General features: G+C 69.9%; 21 protein-coding genes. 8 read left to right on the top strand and 13 right to left on the bottom strand.

What is annotated here, in order from left to right; translation table 11 throughout:
• The first annotated feature begins 29 nt into the window (after positions 1-29).
• Entirely contained in the window at positions 30-1,721 is a 1,692-nt protein-coding gene (gene pknB, locus ACWA14_RS00190) for a Stk1 family PASTA domain-containing Ser/Thr kinase (protein ID WP_463795427.1), read from the top strand.
• 41 nt (positions 1,722-1,762) lie between these two features.
• Here pknB and ACWA14_RS00185 read toward each other — a convergent pair whose 3' ends face one another.
• The 3 genes from ACWA14_RS00185 to ACWA14_RS00175 all read right to left on the bottom strand — a co-directional run bounded on the left by ACWA14_RS00185 (position 1,763) and on the right by ACWA14_RS00175 (position 3,407).
• Positions 1,763-2,395 (bottom strand): anthranilate synthase component II, encoded by a 633-nt coding sequence (locus ACWA14_RS00185; protein ID WP_463795426.1) that lies wholly within the window; start codon positions 2,393-2,395, stop codon positions 1,763-1,765.
• Positions 2,392-2,547 (bottom strand): hypothetical protein, encoded by a 156-nt coding sequence (locus tag ACWA14_RS00180; RefSeq protein WP_463795425.1) that lies wholly within the window; start codon positions 2,545-2,547, stop codon positions 2,392-2,394. Before ACWA14_RS00180 ends, ACWA14_RS00185 begins: the two co-directional genes overlap by 4 nt.
• Positions 2,548-2,612: 65 nt before the next feature.
• The gene (locus ACWA14_RS00175) at positions 2,613-3,407 is read right to left on the bottom strand and encodes a class E sortase (RefSeq protein WP_463795424.1); all 795 of its coding nucleotides are present in this window, start codon (positions 3,405-3,407) and stop codon (positions 2,613-2,615) included.
• 104 nt (positions 3,408-3,511) lie between these two features.
• Here ACWA14_RS00175 and ACWA14_RS00170 point away from each other — a divergent pair, with 104 nt between their 5' ends.
• Complete coding sequence (locus ACWA14_RS00170; protein ID WP_463795423.1) at positions 3,512-3,751, top strand: cell division protein CrgA; 240 nt, start codon at positions 3,512-3,514, stop codon at positions 3,749-3,751.
• 146 nt (positions 3,752-3,897) lie between these two features.
• Here the strand turns inward: ACWA14_RS00170 and ACWA14_RS00165 are convergent, their stop codons facing one another.
• Both ACWA14_RS00165 and ACWA14_RS00160 read right to left on the bottom strand, forming a co-directional pair.
• Positions 3,898-4,785 carry a rhomboid family intramembrane serine protease gene (locus ACWA14_RS00165; protein ID WP_463795422.1) on the bottom strand — a complete coding sequence of 296 codons (888 nt, stop codon included), beginning with the start codon at positions 4,783-4,785 and terminating at the stop codon, positions 3,898-3,900.
• A 21-nt stretch (positions 4,786-4,806) separates the two neighbouring features.
• A complete protein-coding gene (locus ACWA14_RS00160) occupies positions 4,807-5,364 on the bottom strand; it encodes a peptidylprolyl isomerase (protein ID WP_463795421.1) in 558 nt (185 codons plus the stop codon).
• A 145-nt stretch (positions 5,365-5,509) separates the two neighbouring features.
• Here ACWA14_RS00160 and ACWA14_RS00155 point away from each other — a divergent pair, with 145 nt between their 5' ends.
• A complete protein-coding gene (locus ACWA14_RS00155) occupies positions 5,510-6,013 on the top strand; it encodes a DNA helicase (RefSeq protein ID WP_463795420.1) in 504 nt (167 codons plus the stop codon).
• A gap of 44 nt (positions 6,014-6,057) precedes the next feature.
• Positions 6,058-6,531, top strand: coding sequence for an aminoacyl-tRNA deacylase (locus ACWA14_RS00150; RefSeq protein WP_463797467.1), 474 nt, complete (start codon positions 6,058-6,060; stop codon positions 6,529-6,531).
• A gap of 43 nt (positions 6,532-6,574) precedes the next feature.
• On the opposite strand, the gene ACWA14_RS00145 is transcribed toward ACWA14_RS00150, so the two are convergent.
• The gene (locus ACWA14_RS00145) at positions 6,575-6,997 is read right to left on the bottom strand and encodes an NUDIX hydrolase (RefSeq protein WP_463795419.1); all 423 of its coding nucleotides are present in this window, start codon (positions 6,995-6,997) and stop codon (positions 6,575-6,577) included.
• Between the two features lie 131 nt (positions 6,998-7,128).
• On the opposite strand from ACWA14_RS00145, the gene ACWA14_RS00140 reads away from it, so the two are divergent.
• Entirely contained in the window at positions 7,129-7,578 is a 450-nt protein-coding gene (locus tag ACWA14_RS00140; protein ID WP_463795418.1) for a hypothetical protein, read from the top strand.
• 62 nt (positions 7,579-7,640) lie between these two features.
• Positions 7,641-8,756: a M24 family metallopeptidase gene (locus tag ACWA14_RS00135; RefSeq protein ID WP_463795417.1), complete on the top strand. Its 1,116-nt coding sequence runs from the start codon at positions 7,641-7,643 to the stop codon at positions 8,754-8,756.
• A gap of 72 nt (positions 8,757-8,828) precedes the next feature.
• Here the strand turns inward: ACWA14_RS00135 and ACWA14_RS00130 are convergent, their stop codons facing one another.
• Positions 8,829-14,855, bottom strand: coding sequence for a GH92 family glycosyl hydrolase (locus ACWA14_RS00130; RefSeq protein WP_463795416.1), 6,027 nt, complete (start codon positions 14,853-14,855; stop codon positions 8,829-8,831).
• A gap of 192 nt (positions 14,856-15,047) precedes the next feature.
• On the opposite strand from ACWA14_RS00130, the gene ACWA14_RS00125 reads away from it, so the two are divergent.
• Positions 15,048-16,055: a LacI family DNA-binding transcriptional regulator gene (locus tag ACWA14_RS00125; protein ID WP_463795415.1), complete on the top strand. Its 1,008-nt coding sequence runs from the start codon at positions 15,048-15,050 to the stop codon at positions 16,053-16,055.
• A 106-nt stretch (positions 16,056-16,161) separates the two neighbouring features.
• Here the strand turns inward: ACWA14_RS00125 and ilvD are convergent, their stop codons facing one another.
• On the bottom strand, positions 16,162-18,063 hold the full coding sequence (gene ilvD, locus ACWA14_RS00120) for a dihydroxy-acid dehydratase (protein ID WP_463795414.1): 1,902 nt from the start codon (positions 18,061-18,063) through the stop codon (positions 16,162-16,164).
• Positions 18,064-18,140: 77 nt separating this feature from the next.
• On the opposite strand from ilvD, the gene ACWA14_RS00115 reads away from it, so the two are divergent.
• A complete protein-coding gene (locus tag ACWA14_RS00115; protein WP_463795413.1) occupies positions 18,141-18,968 on the top strand; it encodes a helix-turn-helix transcriptional regulator in 828 nt (275 codons plus the stop codon).
• Between the two features lie 22 nt (positions 18,969-18,990).
• Here the strand turns inward: ACWA14_RS00115 and ACWA14_RS00110 are convergent, their stop codons facing one another.
• The 5 genes from ACWA14_RS00110 to ACWA14_RS00090 all read right to left on the bottom strand — a co-directional run bounded on the left by ACWA14_RS00110 (position 18,991) and on the right by ACWA14_RS00090 (position 20,574).
• Positions 18,991-19,386 carry a PIN domain-containing protein gene (locus tag ACWA14_RS00110; protein WP_463795412.1) on the bottom strand — a complete coding sequence of 132 codons (396 nt, stop codon included), beginning with the start codon at positions 19,384-19,386 and terminating at the stop codon, positions 18,991-18,993.
• Positions 19,383-19,592: a type II toxin-antitoxin system VapB family antitoxin gene (locus tag ACWA14_RS00105; RefSeq protein ID WP_463795411.1), complete on the bottom strand. Its 210-nt coding sequence runs from the start codon at positions 19,590-19,592 to the stop codon at positions 19,383-19,385. The genes ACWA14_RS00110 and ACWA14_RS00105 overlap by 4 nt, the downstream gene beginning before the upstream one ends.
• A gap of 109 nt (positions 19,593-19,701) precedes the next feature.
• A complete protein-coding gene (locus ACWA14_RS00100) occupies positions 19,702-19,875 on the bottom strand; it encodes a CsbD family protein (protein ID WP_463795410.1) in 174 nt (57 codons plus the stop codon).
• A gap of 105 nt (positions 19,876-19,980) precedes the next feature.
• Positions 19,981-20,349, bottom strand: a complete 369-nt coding sequence (locus tag ACWA14_RS00095) for a hypothetical protein (RefSeq protein WP_463795409.1) — start codon at positions 20,347-20,349, stop codon at positions 19,981-19,983.
• Between the two features lie 3 nt (positions 20,350-20,352).
• Positions 20,353-20,574: a hypothetical protein gene (locus ACWA14_RS00090; protein WP_463795408.1), complete on the bottom strand. Its 222-nt coding sequence runs from the start codon at positions 20,572-20,574 to the stop codon at positions 20,353-20,355.
• Positions 20,575-20,583: the final 9 nt, after the last annotated feature.

Raw genomic sequence — 20,583 nt, 5'->3', positions numbered from 1 at the left:
AGTCGTCGGTCGTTCCAGGGGGGTAGTCAGTGTCGGAGGAGCCACGCATTCTCGCGGGCAGGTACCGCGTCGGCGAGCTCATCGGGCACGGCGGCATGGCCAAGGTGTACCGCGGCCAGGACCTGACCCTGGGCCGCGCCGTCGCGATCAAGATCCTCGACCCCGACCTCGCTCGCGACACCGCCTTCCGCACCCGGTTCCGGCTGGAAGCCCAGGCGGCGTCGCGCATGTCGCATCCCTCGATCGTGCGCGTCTACGACGCGGGCGACCCGTCCACGGCTGATGATCCCTCGGGCGAGCCGCCGTACATCGTGATGGAGCTCATCAGCGGTCGCCTGCTGAAGGACATCATCGCGGGAGGCCCCGTGCCGCTGGATGACGCGGTCCGCTACGTCGACGGCATCCTCGAAGCCCTCGACTACTCGCACCGTGCCGGGGTCGTGCACCGCGACATCAAGCCGGGCAACGTCATGGTCACCGAGAAGGGCCAGGTGAAGGTCATGGACTTCGGCATCGCGCGTGCGGTGTCCGACTCGTCCTCGACCGTGGCCGAGACCACTCAGATCATCGGCACCGCCGCCTACTTCTCGCCGGAGCAGGCGAAGGGTGAGCCGGTCGATGCCCGCGCCGATCTCTACTCGACCGGTGTGGTGCTCTACGAGCTGCTCACGGGACGTCAGCCGTTCCGCGGCGAATCCCCCGTGGCGGTCGCCTACCAGCACGTGAGCGAGACGCCGCTGGCGCCGACCGAGGTCAACGAGGATGTCCCCGGCGCTCTCGACCCCATCGTGCTGCGCGCTCTGGCGAAAGACCCGTATCAGCGGTATCCGGATGCCGCGCACTTCCGCGCGGCCCTGTCCGGCGCCGTCACCGGCAGCGCGCCGAGCCGCAAGCAGCTGGGTGCGCTCACCAGCGAGCTGTACGGGCCGAGTCCGCGACAGGCGCAGGAGACGGCCCGCTCACTGCGGCAGCTGAGCAGCGACACGACCATGACGCGCACGCAGTCCGGTCCCCCGGTCGCGTGGATCTGGGCAGGCGTCGCTCTGCTCGCGGTTCTCCTGGTGTCGGTGCTCTTCTGGGTCGTCACGATCAGCATGCGTCCGCCCGAGGTGCCGAGCACCTCGCGCGTCGTCCCGGATCTCGTGAACGTGTCGTCGGAGCGTGCGCAGACGGACCTGGCCGATCTCGACCTGTCCGCGAACCTCGTCATCGAATCGAGCACGTCCATCACCGAGGGCAATGTCATCCGCACGGATCCCGAGGGCGGCGTCACGGTCGACGAGGGGACCGCCGTCACGGTCTACGTGTCCTCGGGCGTCGAGACCGTCACGGTGCCGATGCTGGAGGGCATGTCGCTCGTCGACGCCAGGAAGGCTCTGACGAGCGCCGGGCTCGAGCTGGGCACCGTGATCCAACGCAACGACAAGGGGTTGAAGGCCGACACCGTCATCTCGGCGAGCGAGGAGGCCGACGACGAGGTCGCTCCGCAGACCGTGGTCAACCTGATCGTCGCGAGCGGCAAGGTCACGCTCACCGACCTGGTCGGATGGACCGTCGAAGCGGCCACGGAGAACCTCGGCACGCTCGGCCTCACGGCGGCCCCGGTGGAGACGACCGACTGCGCGGCCACCACACCGCCGACCGTGTCGTCGATGTCGATGGCCCCCGGCGACGTGCCGGTCGGGTCCACTGTCGAGCTGCGGTACTGCACCGGCAGTTGACGCCGGGCGCCTCTCGGCGGAACCGAGAGTGGCGACGCCGCTCAGCGTGCGAGCGGATGCAGGGCCTCGGAGCGCGCGACCGCCTGCGTGTCCCCCACGGACGCGAGCCAGTTCGCGAGCAGGCGATATCCGCCCTCGGTGAGCACGCTCTCGGGGTGGAACTGCACCCCGACGATCGGCAGATCGCGATGAGCGATGCCCATCACCGTTCCGCTCTCGGTCCGCGCGGTGACGACCAGTTGGGTGGGCAGATCGGTCTCCGCGACCGCGAGCGAGTGGTACCGGCCGACCGTGAGCGGTCGCGGAAGCCCGGTGAAGAGTCCGTCACCGGTGTGGGTCACGGTCGACACCATGCCGTGCATCAGTTCGGGGGCCTCGGTCACCGGCGCCCCGAACGCGGCGCCGATGGTCTGGTGCCCGAGGCAGACGCCGAGCAGCGGCATCCTGCTCCTCGCCGCCAGCCGGACGGCCGCGAGCGAGACACCCGCATCGGCGGGTGAACCGGGCCCCGGCGACAGCAGGACGGCGTCGACGTCGGCGACGAGCCTGGCGAGATCGTCGGCGTCGACGGCATCCGACTCGATCATCGTGACCGCCGCCCCGAGTTCCTCCAGATAGCCGACCAGCGTGTGCACGAAGCTGTCGTGGTTGTCGACCACGAGCACGCGGGTCATTCGAGGTCGACCTCGCCCGGTGTGAGGAGGGGGCTGACCCACGGGAAGACGTAGAAGAACAGCGCGTAGAGGATCGCGGTGACGAGGACCAGCACGATGAGCAGCCGGATCCACCAGGGTCCGGGCAGCAGGCGCCAGAGTGCGGAGTACATCAGTCCTCTTCCTTGCCGGTCGTCGTGGGTGTGCGGGTGATCAGGGGCGCGGGGCTGTCCACACGCTACACCGAGGGTGCGGCGGGCGGCGGCGGCGGATCGGTCAACGCCGGGGGCGGGCCCTCCGCGCGCGGCTGGAAGCTCTCGAAGACCCCGTAGGCGATGATGCGCTCGGCCAGCGAGTACAGCGGCGAGCACGCGGTGAGGGTGATGTAGCTCTCCCCCGTCTGCGCACCGGGCATCTGCGGCACATCGGCGAGCACCTCGGTCTGCGACGGCTTCACGTACTCGAGGGTGCGGAAGCGGTACGTGAACCACCCGTCGGGCGTCTCGACGACGATCGCGTCGCCGAGTTGCAGCTTGTCGAGCTGGTTGAACGGCTTGCCCCAGGTCGTCCGGTGGCCGGCCAGCGAGAAGTTGCCCGGTTCCCCCGGCATCTTCGAGTTCGCGTACACGCCGATACCCAGGGCGTCGAGCGTGCGTGCCCTGCTGGTCCCGCCGTAGATGCCGAAGTTGTAGTCGGCGCCGAAGCGGGGGATGTGCATCTGTCCGAGGTTCTCGGTGTCGGCCGGGGGCTTCGGGACCACGGGCGCGAACACGGCCGTGCCGTCGTCGGTCTCGATCAGCGGAGGGAGTTCGGGCGCCGGCGCCTGCGCCCATTCGGCGGACACCGCGGCGCCCTCCTCGTTCTTCTGCGCGGCGATGATGATGTCGCCGATCCACATCTGCCAGGCGACGAACAGCAGCACGAGCACGCCCGCCGTGAGCAGGAGCTCGCCGAGCACGCTCGCGAACGTCGCGCGGGAGCGAGGCCGGGAGCGGACGCGACGTCGCCCCCCCGGCGCGACGGATGCAGTCATGGCGGTGATCCTATCGCGCGAGGCTGAACGCCCGGCGGAGCGGATGCAGGGGATCCATCGAGGGGGCATCGAAGTCGAGCAGGTGTCGTGGGTAGACTGTCGGCATGGCCCGAGACCACAAGAGTGAAGAACCCGCTGTCGAGCGCGCAGAAGGCGAGGCGGCTCCCAACGCGGTGTGGTTCAAGCCCGTGATGGTCGGCTTCATGCTGTTGGGCCTGATCTGGATCCTCGTGTTCTACATCTCGGGCAGCACGATCCCGATCCCCGGACTCGGCAACTGGAATCTCGGGATCGGCCTGGGCATCGCCCTCATCGGCTTCCTGATGACCACCCGCTGGCGCTGACCCGCCCCCTCGTCTCGACGAAGGCCCCTCGCATCGCGAGGGGCCTTTTCTGTCGGTGGAACGTTCTCCACAGAGTTATCCACAACCTGGGGAGAATTACACCGGTGTTATTCACAGGGGTGCACAACCCTGTTAACAACGTCTGATCAGGCGAGAAGGATCAGTGGCGGGACGAAGGCGACGATGACGATCAACAGGACGACGGTCCCGGCGAGAGCGGCGATCTGCCACTTCCGCTGTTCCGGACGCTTGGTACGGGTGAGGATCAGGGCGCACAGCGCCCCCACGATCGCCCCACCGAGGTGCGCCTGCCATGCGATGCCGCCCACGAAGAACCCGAAGGCGAAGTTCACACCGAGGATCACCAGCAGGCCGGTGACGTTGGCGCCGATGTGGCGCCCGATGATCAGCAGCGCGGCCATGAGCCCGAAGATCGCGCCGGATGCCCCGACCGTGGCCGTGGTCGGGGCGAGCACCGCCACCATCACGGAGCCGCCCAGGCCGCTGATCAGGTAGAGCGAGAGATAGCGGGCGCGGCCCAGAAGTGGCTCGAGGCTCTGCCCCAGCATCCACAGCGCGAGCATGTTCAGCGCGAGGTGCACGAACCCGCCGTGCACGAACATCGCGGTGAGCAGACGCCACGGCTCGAACGGGTACAGCGAGAGGCTCGGGTAGAGATAGGGAGCGGCGAACAGGAGCTGATCGGTGATCAGCGTGCCCAGGCCGGGGATCAGCTGCAGCAGCCCGATGAACGAGGTCACCGCGAGCAGCGCGTAGGTGACGACGGGCTTGCCGCCACGCGTCGCCGTGAGGGTCGAACCGCTCCCCCAGCGCCGGGAGGCGCGCTTCTGCGCCGGGGTGCGGTTCTGGCGGTCCGCCTTCATGCACTCCGGGCAGATGACTCCGACCGCTGCCGGCGTCTGGCACTCCCCGCAGATCGTGCGCAGACAGCGCTGGCAGAGCACGAAGCTCTGCCGATCCGGATGCCGGTAACAGAAGTTGTCGCGATTCCCCGCGAACTCAGGCGTCGACATCCGGATCGGCGATGACGGGTGTCAGGCCGCGACGATGTCGATCGACTGCAGCACGACCGGCTCGATCGGGCGGTCGCCGGCAGCGGTCGGGACGGCGCCGAGCGCGTCGACGACAGCCTTCGAGGCGTCGTCCGCGACCTCGCCGAAGATCGTGTGCTTGCCCTGCAGCCACGGGGTGGGGTCGGTGGTGATGAAGAACTGCGACCCGTTGGTGCCCTCGGCCTTGCCCGTGATGGCGTTGCGGCGGAGTCCGGCGTTGGCCATCGCGAGGATGTAGGGCTTGTTGAAGTCGAGCTCGGCGTTGATCTCGTCGTCGAAGTTGTATCCGGGACCGCCGACACCCTGACCGAGCGGGTCGCCGCCCTGGATCATGAAGTTCGGGATGATGCGGTGGAAGACGACGTCCTTGTACAGGGGTCCCTCGCCGGGCTTGCCGGTGGCAGGATCCGTCCACTCCTGGGTGCCGTCGGCCAGGCCGACGAAGTTCTTGACCGTGTTCGGGGCGTGGTCGCCGAACAGGTTGATGACGATGTCACCGTGGTTGGTGTGCAGAGTTGCGACGTGGGAAGCGTGAGGCATGCGTCCATTCTCTCAGAGCTTCCGTGTGAACGCCCTGCATCTCACGCACTTCGCGCGATAAGTCAAGGGGTCAGCGATTCCCTCCCCGCATCCAGCCTCGTCTGGCAAGATGGGGAACCCGTACTCCAACCGACAGGAGAGCATCGTGAGCCTCAGCCGTAAGCGGAAGAAGCAGCTGCGCCGTCTGCAGAAGGAAGCAACCCAGCTCTGGGAGTCCCAGCAGGTGGTCGTCGGCCACGCTGCGGACGTCGCCCGCGAGGCCAGCCGTCAGCTCGGCGACCTCGGTCGCGAGCAGGTGCTTCCCGTCGTGCAGGACACCTACAACCGTCGCGTCGCCCCGGTCGTCGACCGCGGCGTGAAGATCGGCCACCACGTGGTCGACGACAAGATCGTCCCCATCGTCGGCGGTGTCGTCGGCAGCGCCCTCACGGCGTGGGACTTCGCGAACGCCAAGCGTCAGGGCATCTCGGCCCCGCCGCCCCGTGGCGCCTTCGGCAAGAAGAAGAAGACGGTGGGCCTCGGCTCGATCGTCGCGATCGTGCTCGGCGTCGCCGCCGCCGCCGGTGTGCTCTACGCCGCCTGGCAGACCCTGCGTGCCGACGACGAGCTGTGGGTCGCGGACGACCCGCTGAACGCCCCCGAGGCGTGACCGCATCAGATCTCCCCTCCACCGCCTCGCGCGATGGAGGGGATCTGCATGCCCGGGTACGCGGTGCCGCCGCTGATCGCGACCTGGCGATCGACATCATCGAGCGTCCCGAAGCACGGAGCCTGGTCGAGGCGGCCGCGCTGCTCGGCATCCCGGCATCCGGCATCGTGAAGACCCTCGTGGTCAAGCGCGCCGACGACACCTACCTGTTCGCTCTCGTCCCCGGTGGTCGGTCGATCTCCTGGCCGAAGCTGCGCGCGGTCGTCGGCGTCAACAAGCTGCGCCTCCCCGAGCCCGAGCTCGCCCTCGCGGCCACGGGCTACGAACGCGGCACGATCGTGCCCATCGGCAGCACCACCGACTGGCCCGTGTACGCCGACGAGTCGATCGTCGGGCAGCGCATCGCGATGGGTGCCGGCGCGCACGGGTACAGCCTGTTCGTCGAGGCCGACGATCTGATCGCCGCCTACGGCGCGACCGTCGCCGACATCTCGGTTCCCGAGCAGCCGCGCGACTGACGCCCGTCCGCCCCGTCGGAGCGCCGGACGAACCCCGTGCCCCTCAGCGGAGTCCGGCCATCCGCAGCGCGATGTCGACCAGCTTGACCCGCTGCAGCGCCGCGACCGACGTCAGGGGAAACCACTCGGCCATGTCGGTCGAACCCTCGGTCTCGAACGTCAGCTTCCCGCCGGTGACCTCCGCCCGGTAGACGATCCGGAGCGTGTGCAGCGGATCGTCCGCCTTCCGCACGCGCCGCGTCGCCGGGATCACCCGCGAATGGATGCCGAGCAGCTCGCCGACCTTGACCGTGTACCCGGTCTCCTCCCGCAGCTCGCGGCGGACCGCATCCTCGGGAGACTCTCCGGGCTCGATCCCTCCGCCGGGCATGGTCCACGCCACACGACGGCCTTCCGTCCAGCGCGCGAGCAGCAGCCGGTCGTCGTCATCGGTGACGACCGCGTACGCCGCGACACGCAGGTCCATGCGTCACACACTATCCGGCGGCGGAGACGGGCCCGACCGTGTGTCGGATCCTTCGGAATCGGGGCCCGCAGACGCGCCGGCATCCGTACGCTGGCCTCAGCGGACTGATCACGAGCGAGAGGACCACCACCATGGCCGACGACGGCAAGAACTTCAGCGCAGAGGAGCGCGAGGCCATGCAGGCCGCCGCGAGCGAGGCCAAGACCCGACGCTCGCGGGCGAAGAAGAGCCCCGAGGAGCAGCGCGCCGCCGGCGAAGCCGACCTTCAGGCGGCGATCGACAAGCTGTCGGACGCGGACGACCGGGCGCTCGCGACGGGTCTGCATGCGCTCGTCACGGAGGTCGCTCCCGGACTCATGCCGCGCACCTACTACGGGATGCCGGCGTGGGGGAAGGACGGCAAGGTGCTGTGCTTCTTCCAGCCCGCCGGCAAGTTCAAGGTCCGCTACGGCACGTTCGGGTTCGAGCCGATCGCGAACCTCGACGACGGCACGATGTGGCCGACCTCCTACGCGCTCCTGGAGTTGACATCGGCGAACCGGAACCTGCTCGCCGAGCGCATTCGTCTCGCGATCAGCTGAGGAACCCGGCCTTCGCTGGACGCCCCGAGACACCGGCGCCGTCGCGCAGTAGCGTGGCGTGCGTGACCACTCTCCCCTTCCCCGCATCCGTGTACGCCGCCCGCCTCGACCGGGCGACCGCCCTCGCCGCGGAGGCCGGGCTCGATGCGATCATCGTCGGCCCGGGCCCTGACCTGCAGTACCTCGTGGGAGTCGAGGGCGACACGATCGAGCGCCTCACCGCGCTCGTCCTCGGCCCGGGCCTCACGCCCACCGTCGTGGTTCCCCGGATGGAGCTCGCGAAGGTGCGCTCCGCCGCGGTCGGCGCACTCGAGCTCCCGCTCGCGGACTGGGTCGACGGCGACGACGCCTACGCCCTGGTCACGGCGGCCGTCGGCGAGGTGGCGCGGATCGGGGTGTCGGATGCGCTCCCCGCGCTGCACGTGGTTCCCCTGGGTGAGCGTCTGGGCGTGCGGCTGGAACTCGCGACGCCCGTGCTGCGCGAGAGCCGGATGATCAAGAGCGCGGAGGAGATCGCCGAACTGCGCCGCGCCGGTGCGGCCATCGACGCCGTGCACCGACGCGTACCGGAGTGGCTGCGTGCGGGACGCACCGAACGCGAGGTCGCGGGCGACATCGCCGAGGCGATCGTCGCCGAAGGACATCGGAGCGTGGAGTTCGTGATCGTCGGATCGGGGCCGAACGGCGCGGATCCGCACCACGAGGTCTCCGACCGCGTGATCGAGCGGGGCGACATCGTCGTGGTCGACATCGGCGGGGCGGTACCCAGCGGCTACAACTCCGACAGCACGCGCACCTACGTCGTCGGGGAGGCCGCACCGGAGGCCTCCGAGCGCATCGCCGTGCTGGTGCGCGCGCAGCAGGCGGCCGTCGACGCCGCGCGGCCCGGAGCGACCGCATCCGAGGTGGATGCCGCGGTACGCGGCGTCCTGATCGATGCCGGTCTGGGCGAAGCCTTCCTGCACCGCACCGGTCACGGCATCGGCGTCTCGGTGCACGAGGAGCCGTACATCGCGCCCGGCAACGACCTGGTGCTGCGCGAGGGGATGGCCTTCAGCATAGAACCCGGCATCTACTTCGCCGGATCATGGGGCGCCCGCATCGAGGACATCGTGGTGCTGACCGCCGACGGGTGCGAGCGACTCAACCTCGCCCCTCACGCCCTGACCGCGGTCTGAGCCCCCGCACGACGAACCGCCCCTCCCCGCTGATGCGAGGAGGGGCGGATCTCTCGGGAGGCCTGCCGGGGGTCAGGACTCCACGCGGCGGCGGCGGAGCACCAGCACACCGCCGGTCACGAGCAGCGCGAGCAGCAGCGCGATGAGCGTCACGGGGACGACGGCACCGGTACCGGCCAGGCCGTCACCGCCTCCGCCGCCCGCGGCCGTGACGCGCAGGGCCGCCTCGGCGCTGAGCTCGGAATCCACGCCCACCGCGATCACGGTGTGCGCGCCGACCTCGGCGGACGGGGGCACGGTGAGCTCGGTCCGGAACGCTCCGGTGCCGTCGGCCGTGACCTCGCCGAGGCGGAGCGGCTCGGAGTGCAGCGTGATCTCGACGACCTCGCCCGCCGCGAACCCGCGACCGGAGACCTCGATCGATCCTCCCTGCACCACGCTGCGGGCACCGAGCACGAGCTCGGCCTCCAGCACCGGGGTGTCGCGCACCTGGAGCGTGAGCCCGGCCGACTCGGAGCCGCGGAACGCCTCCGGATCGGAGGGCACGAACCGCGCCACGTAGGTGTGCGCACCGGAGGTCGCGATCAGCACGTCGGCCGTCGCGGTGCCGCCGGTGACGGTGGCCGATCCGACCACGGTCTCGCCCTCGACGAACTCGACCGTTCCCGCTGCCTCCGCCGGGGTGACGGTCGCGGTGAGGGCGACCGTCTCTCCGGCGACCGGGTCGTCGGTCCCCGCGGTCAGCGTGACCGCGGTGCTCTCCGGGGTCGTGGTCTCGGCGGCGACCCGGAGTGACGCCCGTGCCTCGACGTTCGAGACGTCGCCGAGCGCCACCACGGGGTGATCGCCGTCCACGGCATCCTCGGGCACCGTGATGTCGCCGCGGATCGCGCCGTCGTCATCGGCCTGCACCGTCACCGGCTCCTCATCGTCGATGCGGATCGCGACGTCCTCGCCGGGCGCGAACCCGGTGCCGGTGATCTCGACCGTGTCGCCGGGGCGTGCCTGCTCGGGAGCCGTGATGACGGGCTCGTAGGCGGGGACCGGTGCCTCGACGGTGATCTGCAGGGAGGCATCCGCGGATCGCACGCCGTCATCCGCCGTGATCGTCGCGGTGTAGGTGCCGGCCGTGGCGTAGGTGTGGCCCGATGCGACCACGCCGTCCTCCACGTCGACCGGGGACACGGCCGAGCCGTCACCCCAGTTGACCACGGCGCTGACATCTCCCGCTCCGCCGGTGACGGTCGCGAGCTCGGCGTCGAACGACTCCCCCGCGATCTGCCCGTCGACCGCGCCGGCCTCCACGCTCAACGGCGCACTGGCCGCACGGTCGCCGTCCGAGGCGATCGCGAAGATGTGCACGCGTCCGTCGTTCAGAGAACCGGGCTCGGTCGGCATCGTCAACGACTCGACGACCTTGGGGGCGCCGTCGTCATCGACATCCAGCGTGATCGGTGCCGTGGCGTAGATCGCCGTGTTCTTCGGCCCGCCCGATTCCGCGGCGGTGCCGGAGAGTCGACCCTCCGAGATCGTGAGCACGGTGTTGCCCTTGTACGGGTTGCCCGACGCCCCGACCCAGTCGCCCAGGCTGATGGTCACGGTCTGCTCGGTGCCGTCGGTGAAGTGCAGCACGGCGTCCGAGTCGCGGTTGCTCTCGGTCGCGGTGCCGATGAACGCGAGCTGCGTCGCACCGTCGCCGAGGGAGAAGCGCACGGTCTGACCCTCGCCGGTGATGTTGTCGGGCGCACCCGCGGCCACCGCCGGAAGGTCGTACGTGAGCGTGCTGCCGGGGATCGTCAGGGTCTCGCCCTGCACGAAGCCGTCGGCTGCCAGCTTGTCGCGGTAGTAGCCGTGGCCCTGCGAGTCGCAGTTCGCCGCGGTCACGCCCAGGTCGCCGATGCAGACGTTGTTGAATGCGCCGACCAGCGTCTCGTCGCGGAAGACCGTGACGGTGGTCGTGGCCTGAGCCACCGCACCGCTCGAGTCACGCGCCGTGACGACCGCCGAATACGTGCCGGGAGCCGTGAAGGTGTGCGGGGCGCTCACCTTCCAGCCGCCGAGATCATCGCGATCGAGCACCGCATCCGACACCGCGGTGCCGTCGCCGTAGTCGACCGTGACGGTGTAGCCGGCGGCATCCGTCTCGGTTCCGACGATGGTCGCGAGCTGTCCGGCGAACTCGGTGTCCACCGCCACCCGCTGCGCGGCGCCGGCCGATATCGACAGCCCGTCGGCCGCGGATGCCGAAGCGAACAGCTCGACCTCCGACAGCGACAGCGTCTCACTCGACGAGCGCAGGGTCAGCTTCACGGAGGTGAATCCGTCTGCCCCCTCGGTCGAGAACGGCCGGGTCTGGTTGTCCCACAGGAACGCCTCGCCCTCGCGGCTGTCGATCTCGGTCCACGTGGTGCCGTCGAGTGATCCCTCCAGCGTCCAGCTCGACGGAGCGTCGGCCTTGCCCGCACTCGTGAGCGTGTACTGGCCGATCGAGACGGGTCCGGACTGCGAGGTCCACACCAGTTCGGTGGAGTCGCCCGCGAACGTGACGGTCGAGTTCATGTTGTCGTCGACCAGCGATCCCACGGGAGTGCCGTCGGTCGCGGCCAGAGCACCGCGTCCGACCTTGGTCGCGTCGACCAGCGTGGTGGGAACCTCGAGCTGCTCGCCGAGGTCCTTCGCACCCCAGGTGGAGGGAGTGTCGCTCATCGTGAAGTCGAGCGTGCCGCCCGCCCGCACCAGGTCGCCGTCGAAGGTGGTCTCCGTGATCGCTTCGCCGTTGACGCTCACGCCCGCGACGTAGTCCTTGCCCTCGGATGCTCCTGGTGCGTTGATCACGAGCTCGGTGTCGCCGATCGACAGCGTCGCGCTGTCGAACAGCGGCGTGCCGATCGTGTAGTCGCCGGACCCGACCTCGAGCGGGTAGAAGCCGAGCGCCGAGAAGACGTACCAGGCCGAGAACTCGCCGTTGTCCTCATCGCCCGGGTAGCCCTGGCCGATGTCGGAGCCCACGAACAGGCGGTCCTGGATGTCGCGGATCAGTTCCTGCGCCCCGGAGGGATCGCCCGCCTCGGCGAGCACGTAGGGGATGTGGTGCGCGATCTGGTTCGACATGCCGAGCATGCCGAGACGCACGTCGCGTGCTTCGCGGGCCTCGTGGATGCCGGAGTAGTCGGCCTTCTCCCGCACCGTGAGGAACTCGTGCATCTCGTCGACCAGACCCTGACGGCCGCCGTAGAGCGCCGCGAGTCCGTCGACGTCGTGCGGTGCGTGGAACGCGAAGGTCCAGGCGCTGGCCTCGGTGAAGGCGCCGCCCCAGGCCTTGCGGTCGAACTCGGCGCCGGCTGTCCAGGTGCCGTCGGCGTTGCGCGAGGTGAACGTGCCCGCTTCGGGGTTGTACATCTCGACGTAGTGCTCGGCGCGCGCCTCGAAGTAGGTCGCCTCCTCCTGCAGCTGCGCGACGCGCTCGGCCGGGGTGTTCGGGTCTTCCGCGAGGGCCTTCGCCATCTCGGCGATGCCGAAGTCGTTGATGTATCCCTCGAGTCCCCAGGAGGCGCTCTCGTGCGTCGACGCCTCGGTGTATCCGAGGAAGATCGACTGTCCGAGACCCTTGCGCCCGACGGCGTTGGATGCCGGCAGCACGGTGGCGTTCTTGACCGCCGCGTCATAGGCCTCGAGCGCGGTGTCGGTGCTGAGGGCTCCGGCGAGGTACGCCTCGGCGAACGCGACGTCGGAGCTCGTGCCCGTCATCAGGTCGGCGTAGCCGGGGGACGACCAGCGGGCGACCCACCCGCCGTCGCGGTACTGCTGCACGAAGCCGTCGACGAGCTCCTCGGTGACCTCCGGGTACAGCATCGAGTACAGCGGCCAGGCCGTGCGATAGGTGTCCCAGAATCCGTTGTTGACGTAGATCTTGCCGTCGACGATCTTCGCGTTGGTCTGCGTGTCGCTCGCCGCGCCGCTCGTGGCCGACACCGGGCTCGCGTACTTGTACTCGGGGTCCGCCTCGGTCCCCGTGTTCTCGAACTGCGAGTTCGGGTAGAGGTTCAGGCGGTACAGGCTCGAGTACAGCGTCACCAGCTGCGTGTCGGTCGCGCCCGTGACGTCGTGCACGACGCCGAGGCGCTCGTTCCATGCGTCGCGGACCGCGGCGTGCGCCTCGTCGAACGAGACGCCGTCGAGCTCGAAGCCGTGGTTGGCCTTCGCCTGATCCTGCGAGATGAACGACGACGACAGGCGCAGCTCGACCGTGCGGTCGTCCGCGGTGTCGAACGCGGCGTAACGCGCGGAGCCGTTGCGATTCCCCTGCGTGGTCGCGCCCGATGCGGTGGGCTGGCGGTCGAAGGTGCCGTACACGAACATGCGCGTGCGACCGGGCCACCCCGACCCGCCGTCGACCCAGCCGGAGACGGTGTCGCCCGAGATCGAGAGCTTCGAGGAGTCCACGAGCTGGTCGACCAGCACGGAGCCGTCGTCGCCGGCGAACTCGAAGCGGTAGATCGCGCCGTGGTCGGTCGCGGTGACCTCGGTGCGGATGCCGTTGTCGAAGGTGACGTCGTAGATGTCCGGCCGCGCGGTCTCGTTCTCATGGTGGAACGTGAGCTTGCGGTCGTTCAGCGACGAGGTGGGGTTCGCGTTGGCGGCGGGCAGCACGGCGATCTGGTTGCGGTCTCCCATCCAGATGCTCGGCTGGTGGGAGAAGCCGATGCCGTTCAGCGCCGGCAGGTTCTGCGCGGTGTTGGCCCGCTGGTACTGGTAGATGGTCCCGACGTTGTCGGCGTTGGTCATCGGGGTGATGAAGTTGAAGCCGTTCGGCCACGCGGTCGCCGGGAGGTTGTTGCCGCGCGAGAAGCCGCCGGTCGAGTTGGTGCCGCGGCGCGTGTCGACGTACGAGACGAGGCCGTCGGAGGTGTCGAGCTCCTCCGCCGCGCCGATCGCGATGTCGTCGAGCCAGCCGCCGAATGCGGTGGCGGCGGTCGGAACCTCGACGCCCTTCACCTCGGAGCCGGGGTGGTCGTAGGAGAACAGGATGTCGCTGACCGTACGCCCGGCGAACGCGCCGAGGTCGACCGTGACCTTGTTCCACTGGTTGGGCCAGAGCACATTGGCCTGGCCCTGCTGACGCGCGTTCGCGCCGTAGCCGTAGGAGTCCACCGCGCCGCTGGTCGACAGGGCGGTGCCGTCGTCGAACGTGAGGTCGACCGCGACGAAGGTCGCGGCGTAGGTCTGCTCGCCGTCGAGCTCGGGGAAGACGAGGTACGACAGCTGGCTGTCCTCCGCGACCGCGATGTCGACGCCGTCGTAGAGCACGCTGGTCGAGGAGGCGGGGCCGGCGTCGAGGTGGCGGCCGTTGTACTGCAGCGCCTTGGTTCCCGTGAAGCCGACGCCCGTCTTGGCGGTGTCGGAGCTGGTGGGTCCGTTGCCGACCTGCAGCATCAGGTCGGCGGGCTCGGGGTCGGCACCGTCGACGGCGATGGGCTCCCACCCGGCGAGCTGCACGATGTTCGCGGTCGGGGTCCTCGTCGCCTGCACGTCGAGTCGGTAGTACAGGTGCGGTTCGCTCGGGGTGTCGAGCGTGAAGCTGCGGGTCTCCCCGCGCGCCGAGAACTGCTCGCCGGTGCGCTCGTCGATCGTCACCCAGTCGGTGCCGTTGTCGGAGGCCTGCACGCGGAAGTCGCGGGGGTCGCGCTCGGGGGCGTCGCCGCCCGAGGTGAGGGTGTAGCGCACCATCGGCTGCGGTTCGGCGAGCTCGTACTGCGCCCAGGCCGTGTTCGCGAACGCGAGCCACTTCGAGGAGGCGTTGCCGTCGGCGAGCGCGGCGGCGACCTCGTTGGGGGCGTTCTGCGCGGATGCCGTCACGGCCACGACTCCCCCGAGCACGCTGCCCGGGGTGAAGCGGCTGCCGGTGACGTTGATCGCGGCGCCGGTGCCCGTGAGCACGGGGGCGGTGTCGGCGGCCTCGAACGACGACCCGAAGGTGGTCTCGGCGGCGGCCGTCGCCGACATCGGCGTCAGCATCGCCAGGCCCACCGTGGCGGCGATACCGGCGGCGGCCCACGAGCGACGGGCGGATCGTGCGTTCCTCGGGCGGGGGACCCTCATGGTTGCTCCTCAAACTCCACTGCGGTGTGTCGTTCGTCTGCAGGAGCCGAGATCGGCCGCCGCATGACGGTATGACATCGCTGTCATATGATGAGGACGCTATCACAGAGCTGTGCGCGGGGGGAAGGATCGTCCCACAGAGCATCAGCAGACATAATGAGCTATCCCCTTCGGGGACGAGCGAGGGAACGCATGAATCGATCGGATGACGCCGCGGCGCCGCGACCGACGCTCGCACAGGTCGCCGCGCGGGCGGGCGTGAGCCTGAAGACGGCGTCGCGCGCCCTGGGCGGCGAATCGTACGTGAGCGAGAAGACCCTCGCGAGCGTGCTGGCCGCGGCGGCCGCCCTCGACTATCAGCGCAACGCCGCGGCGAGCCTGCTCGCCAGCGGACGCCTGGCCGACTCGATCGGTCTGATCACCGGCGACTTCACGAACCCGTTCTACTCCGCCCTCGCGGAGGCGATCGAAGACGAGATCCGCACCCGCGGCATGCACCTCTCGGTCGCGAACTCCCGGGAGTCCGCCGATCAGGAGCGCCGGGTCGCGCGTGATCTCGCCGATCGCCAGACCACGGCCGTCATCACGGTGTCGGCGATGGCCGATCACGCCGACTACGCGCAGCTGCAGGCCCGCGGCATCCCCGTCGTCTTCGTCGACCGCCCCCCGGAGCATCTCGACGCCGACTCGGTCGTGTTCGACAACCGGGAGGGCGGGCGCCTCGCCGCCCGGCACCTGATCGACCGGGGCCACCGCCGCATCGCCTTCATCGGCGACTACGCGTGGCTGCCGACGTACCGCCAGCGCCTGGCCGGCATGGGCGACGTGCTCGACGAAGCCGATGCGAGCTGGCGTGAGCTGCTGCGCACCGACGCGCACGATGTGGCCTCCTCACGCGCGTGCATGCGCGAGCTGCTCGCCCTCGACGAGCCTCCCACCGCCGTGGTCGCGGGGAACAACCGCATCCTGCTCGGAGTCATGGAGGAGATCTCCGGCCACGAGGAGCCGCCCGCCGTGATCGGCTTCGACGAGCCGGAGTGGGCGCGGGTGCTCGGCATCAGCGTCGTGACCGGCGACGTCGAGGCACTCGGGCGCCAGGCCGCGCGTCTCGCCGTGGCGCGTCTGGCCGACCGCACGCGCGCCTACGAGAGCGTGGTCCTCCCGATGCAGCTCCTCCCCCGCCGCTCGACCGCGGACTGACGGCCGCCTTCGGCGCTTCAGGAGGAGAACTCGCCCTCGGGCGGACGAATCCCGGCATCCGCTCCTCCCCACACGAAGACCTCCTCCCGAATCCCGTCCCGCTCCCCTAGACCAGGCTGGACTGACGCTGCTCCTGCGCGCGCAGCGCACGCTCGACCGCCTCGACGTCGCGCACCGCACCGCGATCCGCCGACGTGGCCAGGGCGGCATATGCCCGCAGCGCCAGGGACACCGGCCGCTCGCGGTGCTTCGGGCGATACCCGCCGGCGTCCAGGAGCCGGGCTCGGCGTCGGTCGAGCTCCCCGTCGTCCACCCGCAGGGCGAGGACCCGCGACGGGATGTCGATGTCGATGATGTCGCCGTCCTCCACGAGTGCGATCACTCCCCCGCCGGCCGCCTCCGGAGACACGTGACCGATCGACAGCCCCGAGGTTCCGCCCGAGAACCGGCCATCGGTGACCAGCGCGCAGACCTTGCCGAGACCGAGTCCCTTGAGGAACGACGTCGGATGCAGCATCTCCTGCATCCCCGGGCCGCCCTTCGGCCCCTCGTACCGGATCACGACCACGTCGCCCGGCTGGATCTCCTTGCCGAGGATCTTCGCGACCGCGTCCTCCTGCGACTCGCAGACCACCGCGGGGCCCGAGAACACCAGGATCGAGGGGTCGACACCGGCGGTCTTGACCACGGCACCGTCGACCGCCAGGTTGCCCCGCAGCACCGCGAGTCCGCCGTCGACCGAGTACGCGTGCTCGACCGAGCGGATGCAGCCGTGCTCGGCGTCGGTGTCGAGAGCGGCCCAGCGCTGCGACTGCGAGAACGCGGTCGAGGAGCGCACTCCTCCCGGCGCCGCGAACCAGAGGTCGTGGGCGGTCGAGGTGGCCTTCCCGCCGCGCACATCCCAGTCGTCGAGCCACGCGGCGAACGACGGGGAGTGGATGCTGCTGACCGACTCCTCGAGCAGACCGCCGCGGCGCAGCTCCCCGAGCACCGCGGGGATGCCGCCGGCCCGGTGCACGTCTTCCATGTAGTACATGCGGCCGGCTGCCGGATTCGGAGCGATCTTCGCCAGACACGGCACGCGACGGGACACGGCGTCGATCTCGTCGAGGCCGAAGTCGATGCCCGCTTCGTGCGCGGCCGCGAGCAGATGCAGGATCGTGTTGGTCGAGCCGCCCATCGCGATGTCGAGCGCCATGGCGTTCTCGAACGCGGCGAAGCTCGCGACCTCGCGGGGCAGCACGGAGGTGTCGTCCTCGTCGTAGAAGCGGTGCGTGATCTCGACGGCGACCTCCCCCGCCCGCTCGTACAGGGCACGGCGAGCGGTGTGGGTCGCGAGGACGGAGCCGTTGCCCGGCAGCGCGAGCCCGAGCGCCTCGACCAGGCAGTTCATGGAGTTCGCGGTGAACATCCCCGAGCAGGAGCCGCAGGTCGGGCAGGCGTTCTCCTCGATGCGGGCGATGTCGGCGTCGGAGATCGCGTCGTTCGCGGCCTCCGAGATCGCGTCGACCAGATCGAGCGTCCGCACGGTGCCGTCGACGAGCGTCGCCCGTCCGGCCTCCATCGGTCCCCCCGAGACGAACACGGTCGGGATGTTCAGGCGGAGCGCGGCCATCAGCATGCCCGGCGTGATCTTGTCGCAGTTCGAGATGCACACGAGAGCGTCGGCCTGATGCGCGTTGACCATGTACTCGACCGAGTCGGCGATCAGATCACGGGAGGGCAGGGAGTACAGCATCCCGCCGTGGCCCATCGCGATGCCGTCGTCGACGGCGATCGTGTTGAACTCGCGCGGGATGCCGCCCGCCGCAGAGATCGCGTCGGACACGATGCGCCCCACGGGCTGCAGGTGCGTGTGTCCGGGGACGAACTCGGTGAAGCTGTTCGCGACGGCGATGATGGGCTTGCCGAAGTCGGCGGGATCCACGCCGGCAGCGCGCAGCAGAGCGCGCGCGCCGGCCATGTTGCGGCCGTGCGTGACGGTACGGGAGCGGAGAGGCGTGGGCATCCTCCCACTCTGACCCGGTCGCGCCGCGGCCGGAAGACGGCGCTGACACTAGTAGTGGGAGCACTAGGTTTGAACGCATGGCCAGCGACGAGGAGCAGCGCAAGGAGCTGGGCGCGTTCCTCCGCGCCCGGCGCGAGCACCTCGACCGTGCGGCCTTCGGACTGCCTCCCGCGGGCCGCGGGCGCACGGTGGGGCTGCGGCGCGAGGAGATCTCGTACCTCTCCGGCGTCAGCGTCACCTGGTACACCTGGCTCGAGCAAGGGCGTGACATCAACCCCTCCCGGCAGGTGCTGGATGCCGTCGCCACCGCGTTGCACCTCACCCTCGCCGAGCACGACTATCTGCTCACGCTCGCGGGTTTCGCGCCCGCGCGCCCCGGGTCGGCATCCGCCGTGGCGACTGCTCCCGCGCACGTGCAGCGGTTCCTCGATGCGCTCGCGGACCATCCGTCCTACGCCCTCGCACCCGACTGGGGTGTGGCCGCGTGGAACCGCGCCTACGAGGCCCTGTACCCGAACATCGCCCGCATCCCGCCCGAGCAGCGCAACCTGCTGTGGCTGATCTTCACCGATCCCTCGGTGCGGATGCTGCTCGACGACTGGGATGTGACGAGTCGTCGCTTTCTGGCCGAGTTCCGCGCCGAGGTCGGTCCGCGGCTGGGTGATCCGCGCTATCGGGATCTCGTCGAGCGACTGATCGAGGCGAGCCCGGACTTCCGCGAGCGCTGGGAGAGCCACGACATCCGGGGTTTCGAGTCGCGCGAGCGGGTGTTCCAGCATCCCGAGCTCGGCCGCCTGGTCTTCGAGCACCACCAGATGCGCCCCTCGGATCAGACCGACATCCAGCTCGTGGTCTACACGCCGGACGGGGCGACCCGGGAGCGTTTCGCCCGACGGCGACGCTGACCGGATCGGCTCCGCGAGCCGTTCACGCCGCGATGAATTCCTGCCGCGCTGCCCCGCGCGTCGCGATCTCGATGGATCCGAACGTGCGGTCCGCGTTCAGGACGACGGCATCGTTCACCACGCCGTAGGCGGCGATGAGGCAGCACGCGGCGGACTCTGCCGTGCGGGCCCCGAGCGCCTGCTGGATGTCGAGGGCATCCGCTTCGGTGGGGTGGTGCCAGGCGGCGCGCAGCCCGTCCATGTCGGCGCGGAGTTCGGTGTACTCCGCCGCGGAGCGGGCGACCCGGCAGTAGTCGAGCACCTGCGGCGGACAGGTGAGGAGGAGGTCGTGAGGGCTGATCTCCCGAAGCTGGCGGGCGATCGCCGCGCTGGCTCCGGCGCGGCGCCAGATGCTGTTGTCGACGAGGTACGTGGTCATGAGGCGACGTCGACCTCGTCGCTCACCGACCCCTCCTCGCCGCCGAAGCGACGCGAGATGATGCGCTCGACCGCGACCGGCTGACGTCGCACGGCGATGAGCGTGCGCAGAGCGAGATCGACCGTCTCCCGGCTCGTCGTGCTCCCGCAGAGCTGCTTCGCCTGGCGCAGCACATCCTGATCGATGTCGATGGAGGTGACCGTCATGGCGCTTCTCATCTCTCTGATCTGTGCGGACCGCGCCCCGCGTGGAGGCACGGGCGAAGAGGCCGGCGGGGGGGACGCATGGATCGTGCTCCCACCCGCCGGCAGGGGGTCACTTCTTGAAGGCGTCCTTGACGTCTTCGCCGGCCTTCTTGACGTCGGCCTTGGCCTGGTCCGCCTGGCCCTCGGCGGCGAGCTTGTCGTTGTTCGTCACGTTGCCGATGGCCTCCTTCGCCTTGCCGGTGAGGTCCTGAGCGGCGTTCTTGATCTTGTCGTCGAGTCCCATGATGGGCTCCTTTCATGGTGGTGGTGATGGAGGGTGCGACGGCGGGATGACCCGCCGCCTTATCGCCGGGAGCTCACGCGGCCGACGATAAGTCCAGGAAGGATGTCAGCGTCGCGCCCAGGCGATCAGCCCGGCGATGCCCGCGAGTGCGGCGATGATCGCGGCCGACACGACGGCGATCGGATGACGGTCGTAGAGGTCGGCGGTGCGGCTGCCGAGCGAGCGCCCGGCGTCGGATGCGGCATCCGCGAGGTGCCCGGCGGCCGAGCCGATCCGCTCCGCTCCCGCGCCGACCTTCTCGGAGAGATCCTCCGTCAGGCTCTCGGCCTTGTCCGCCGCCTCCGACACGACGTCGTTCGCCGTGTCCAGGGCATCGTCCGCCGCGTCCTTCGCCGCGTCCCCCGCGTCGCGCGCGGTGTCGGCGAGGTTCTCGGCGGCGTCGGCGGCCTGATCCTTGAGTGTGCGATCTGCCATTTGTCAGCTCCTGTTCTTCCGTGCCTTGTCGATCGCCTTCGCGGCGGTCTTCGCGGCCTTCTCAGCGGTCTTGTGGCGGCGCTTCTTCGCCTTCGGGTCGTTCCACATCCGCACCAGCTGGTGCCGGACGGACTCCCGCTGGTCGATCTGCACCTTCGCGACCCGACTGCCCAGGATGTAGGCGGCGAACGCGACGGCACCGATGATGAGGATCTTGTTCCGCATGATGCTGCT

It is taken from the genome of Microbacterium sp. TW_SC_2, from assembly GCF_055361165.1.
The sequence above is the reverse complement of the archived record's forward strand: the minus strand, read 5'-3'. Positions and strand labels throughout refer to the sequence as shown.

Coding starts and splice junctions, on each gene's coding strand:
- ilvD (WP_463795414.1), bottom strand. CDS start 18,063: ATGCCCACGCCTCTCCGCTCCCGTACCGTCACGCACGGCCGCAACATG.
- ACWA14_RS00145 (WP_463795419.1), bottom strand. CDS start 6,997: ATGGACCTGCGTGTCGCGGCGTACGCGGTCGTCACCGATGACGACGAC.
- ACWA14_RS00110 (WP_463795412.1), bottom strand. CDS start 19,386: ATGACCACGTACCTCGTCGACAACAGCATCTGGCGCCGCGCCGGAGCC.
- ACWA14_RS00185 (WP_463795426.1), bottom strand. CDS start 2,395: ATGACCCGCGTGCTCGTGGTCGACAACCACGACAGCTTCGTGCACACG.
- ACWA14_RS00140 (WP_463795418.1), top strand. CDS start 7,129: ATGGCCGACGACGGCAAGAACTTCAGCGCAGAGGAGCGCGAGGCCATG.
- ACWA14_RS00130 (WP_463795416.1), bottom strand. CDS start 14,855: ATGAGGGTCCCCCGCCCGAGGAACGCACGATCCGCCCGTCGCTCGTGG.
- ACWA14_RS00100 (WP_463795410.1), bottom strand. CDS start 19,875: ATGGGACTCGACGACAAGATCAAGAACGCCGCTCAGGACCTCACCGGC.
- ACWA14_RS00105 (WP_463795411.1), bottom strand. CDS start 19,592: ATGACGGTCACCTCCATCGACATCGATCAGGATGTGCTGCGCCAGGCG.
- ACWA14_RS00125 (WP_463795415.1), top strand. CDS start 15,048: ATGAATCGATCGGATGACGCCGCGGCGCCGCGACCGACGCTCGCACAG.
- ACWA14_RS00165 (WP_463795422.1), bottom strand. CDS start 4,785: ATGTCGACGCCTGAGTTCGCGGGGAATCGCGACAACTTCTGTTACCGG.
- ACWA14_RS00115 (WP_463795413.1), top strand. CDS start 18,141: ATGGCCAGCGACGAGGAGCAGCGCAAGGAGCTGGGCGCGTTCCTCCGC.
- ACWA14_RS00160 (WP_463795421.1), bottom strand. CDS start 5,364: ATGCCTCACGCTTCCCACGTCGCAACTCTGCACACCAACCACGGTGAC.
- ACWA14_RS00180 (WP_463795425.1), bottom strand. CDS start 2,547: ATGTACTCCGCACTCTGGCGCCTGCTGCCCGGACCCTGGTGGATCCGG.
- ACWA14_RS00175 (WP_463795424.1), bottom strand. CDS start 3,407: ATGACTGCATCCGTCGCGCCGGGGGGGCGACGTCGCGTCCGCTCCCGG.
- ACWA14_RS00095 (WP_463795409.1), bottom strand. CDS start 20,349: ATGGCAGATCGCACACTCAAGGATCAGGCCGCCGACGCCGCCGAGAAC.
- ACWA14_RS00090 (WP_463795408.1), bottom strand. CDS start 20,574: ATGCGGAACAAGATCCTCATCATCGGTGCCGTCGCGTTCGCCGCCTAC.
- ACWA14_RS00170 (WP_463795423.1), top strand. CDS start 3,512: ATGGCCCGAGACCACAAGAGTGAAGAACCCGCTGTCGAGCGCGCAGAA.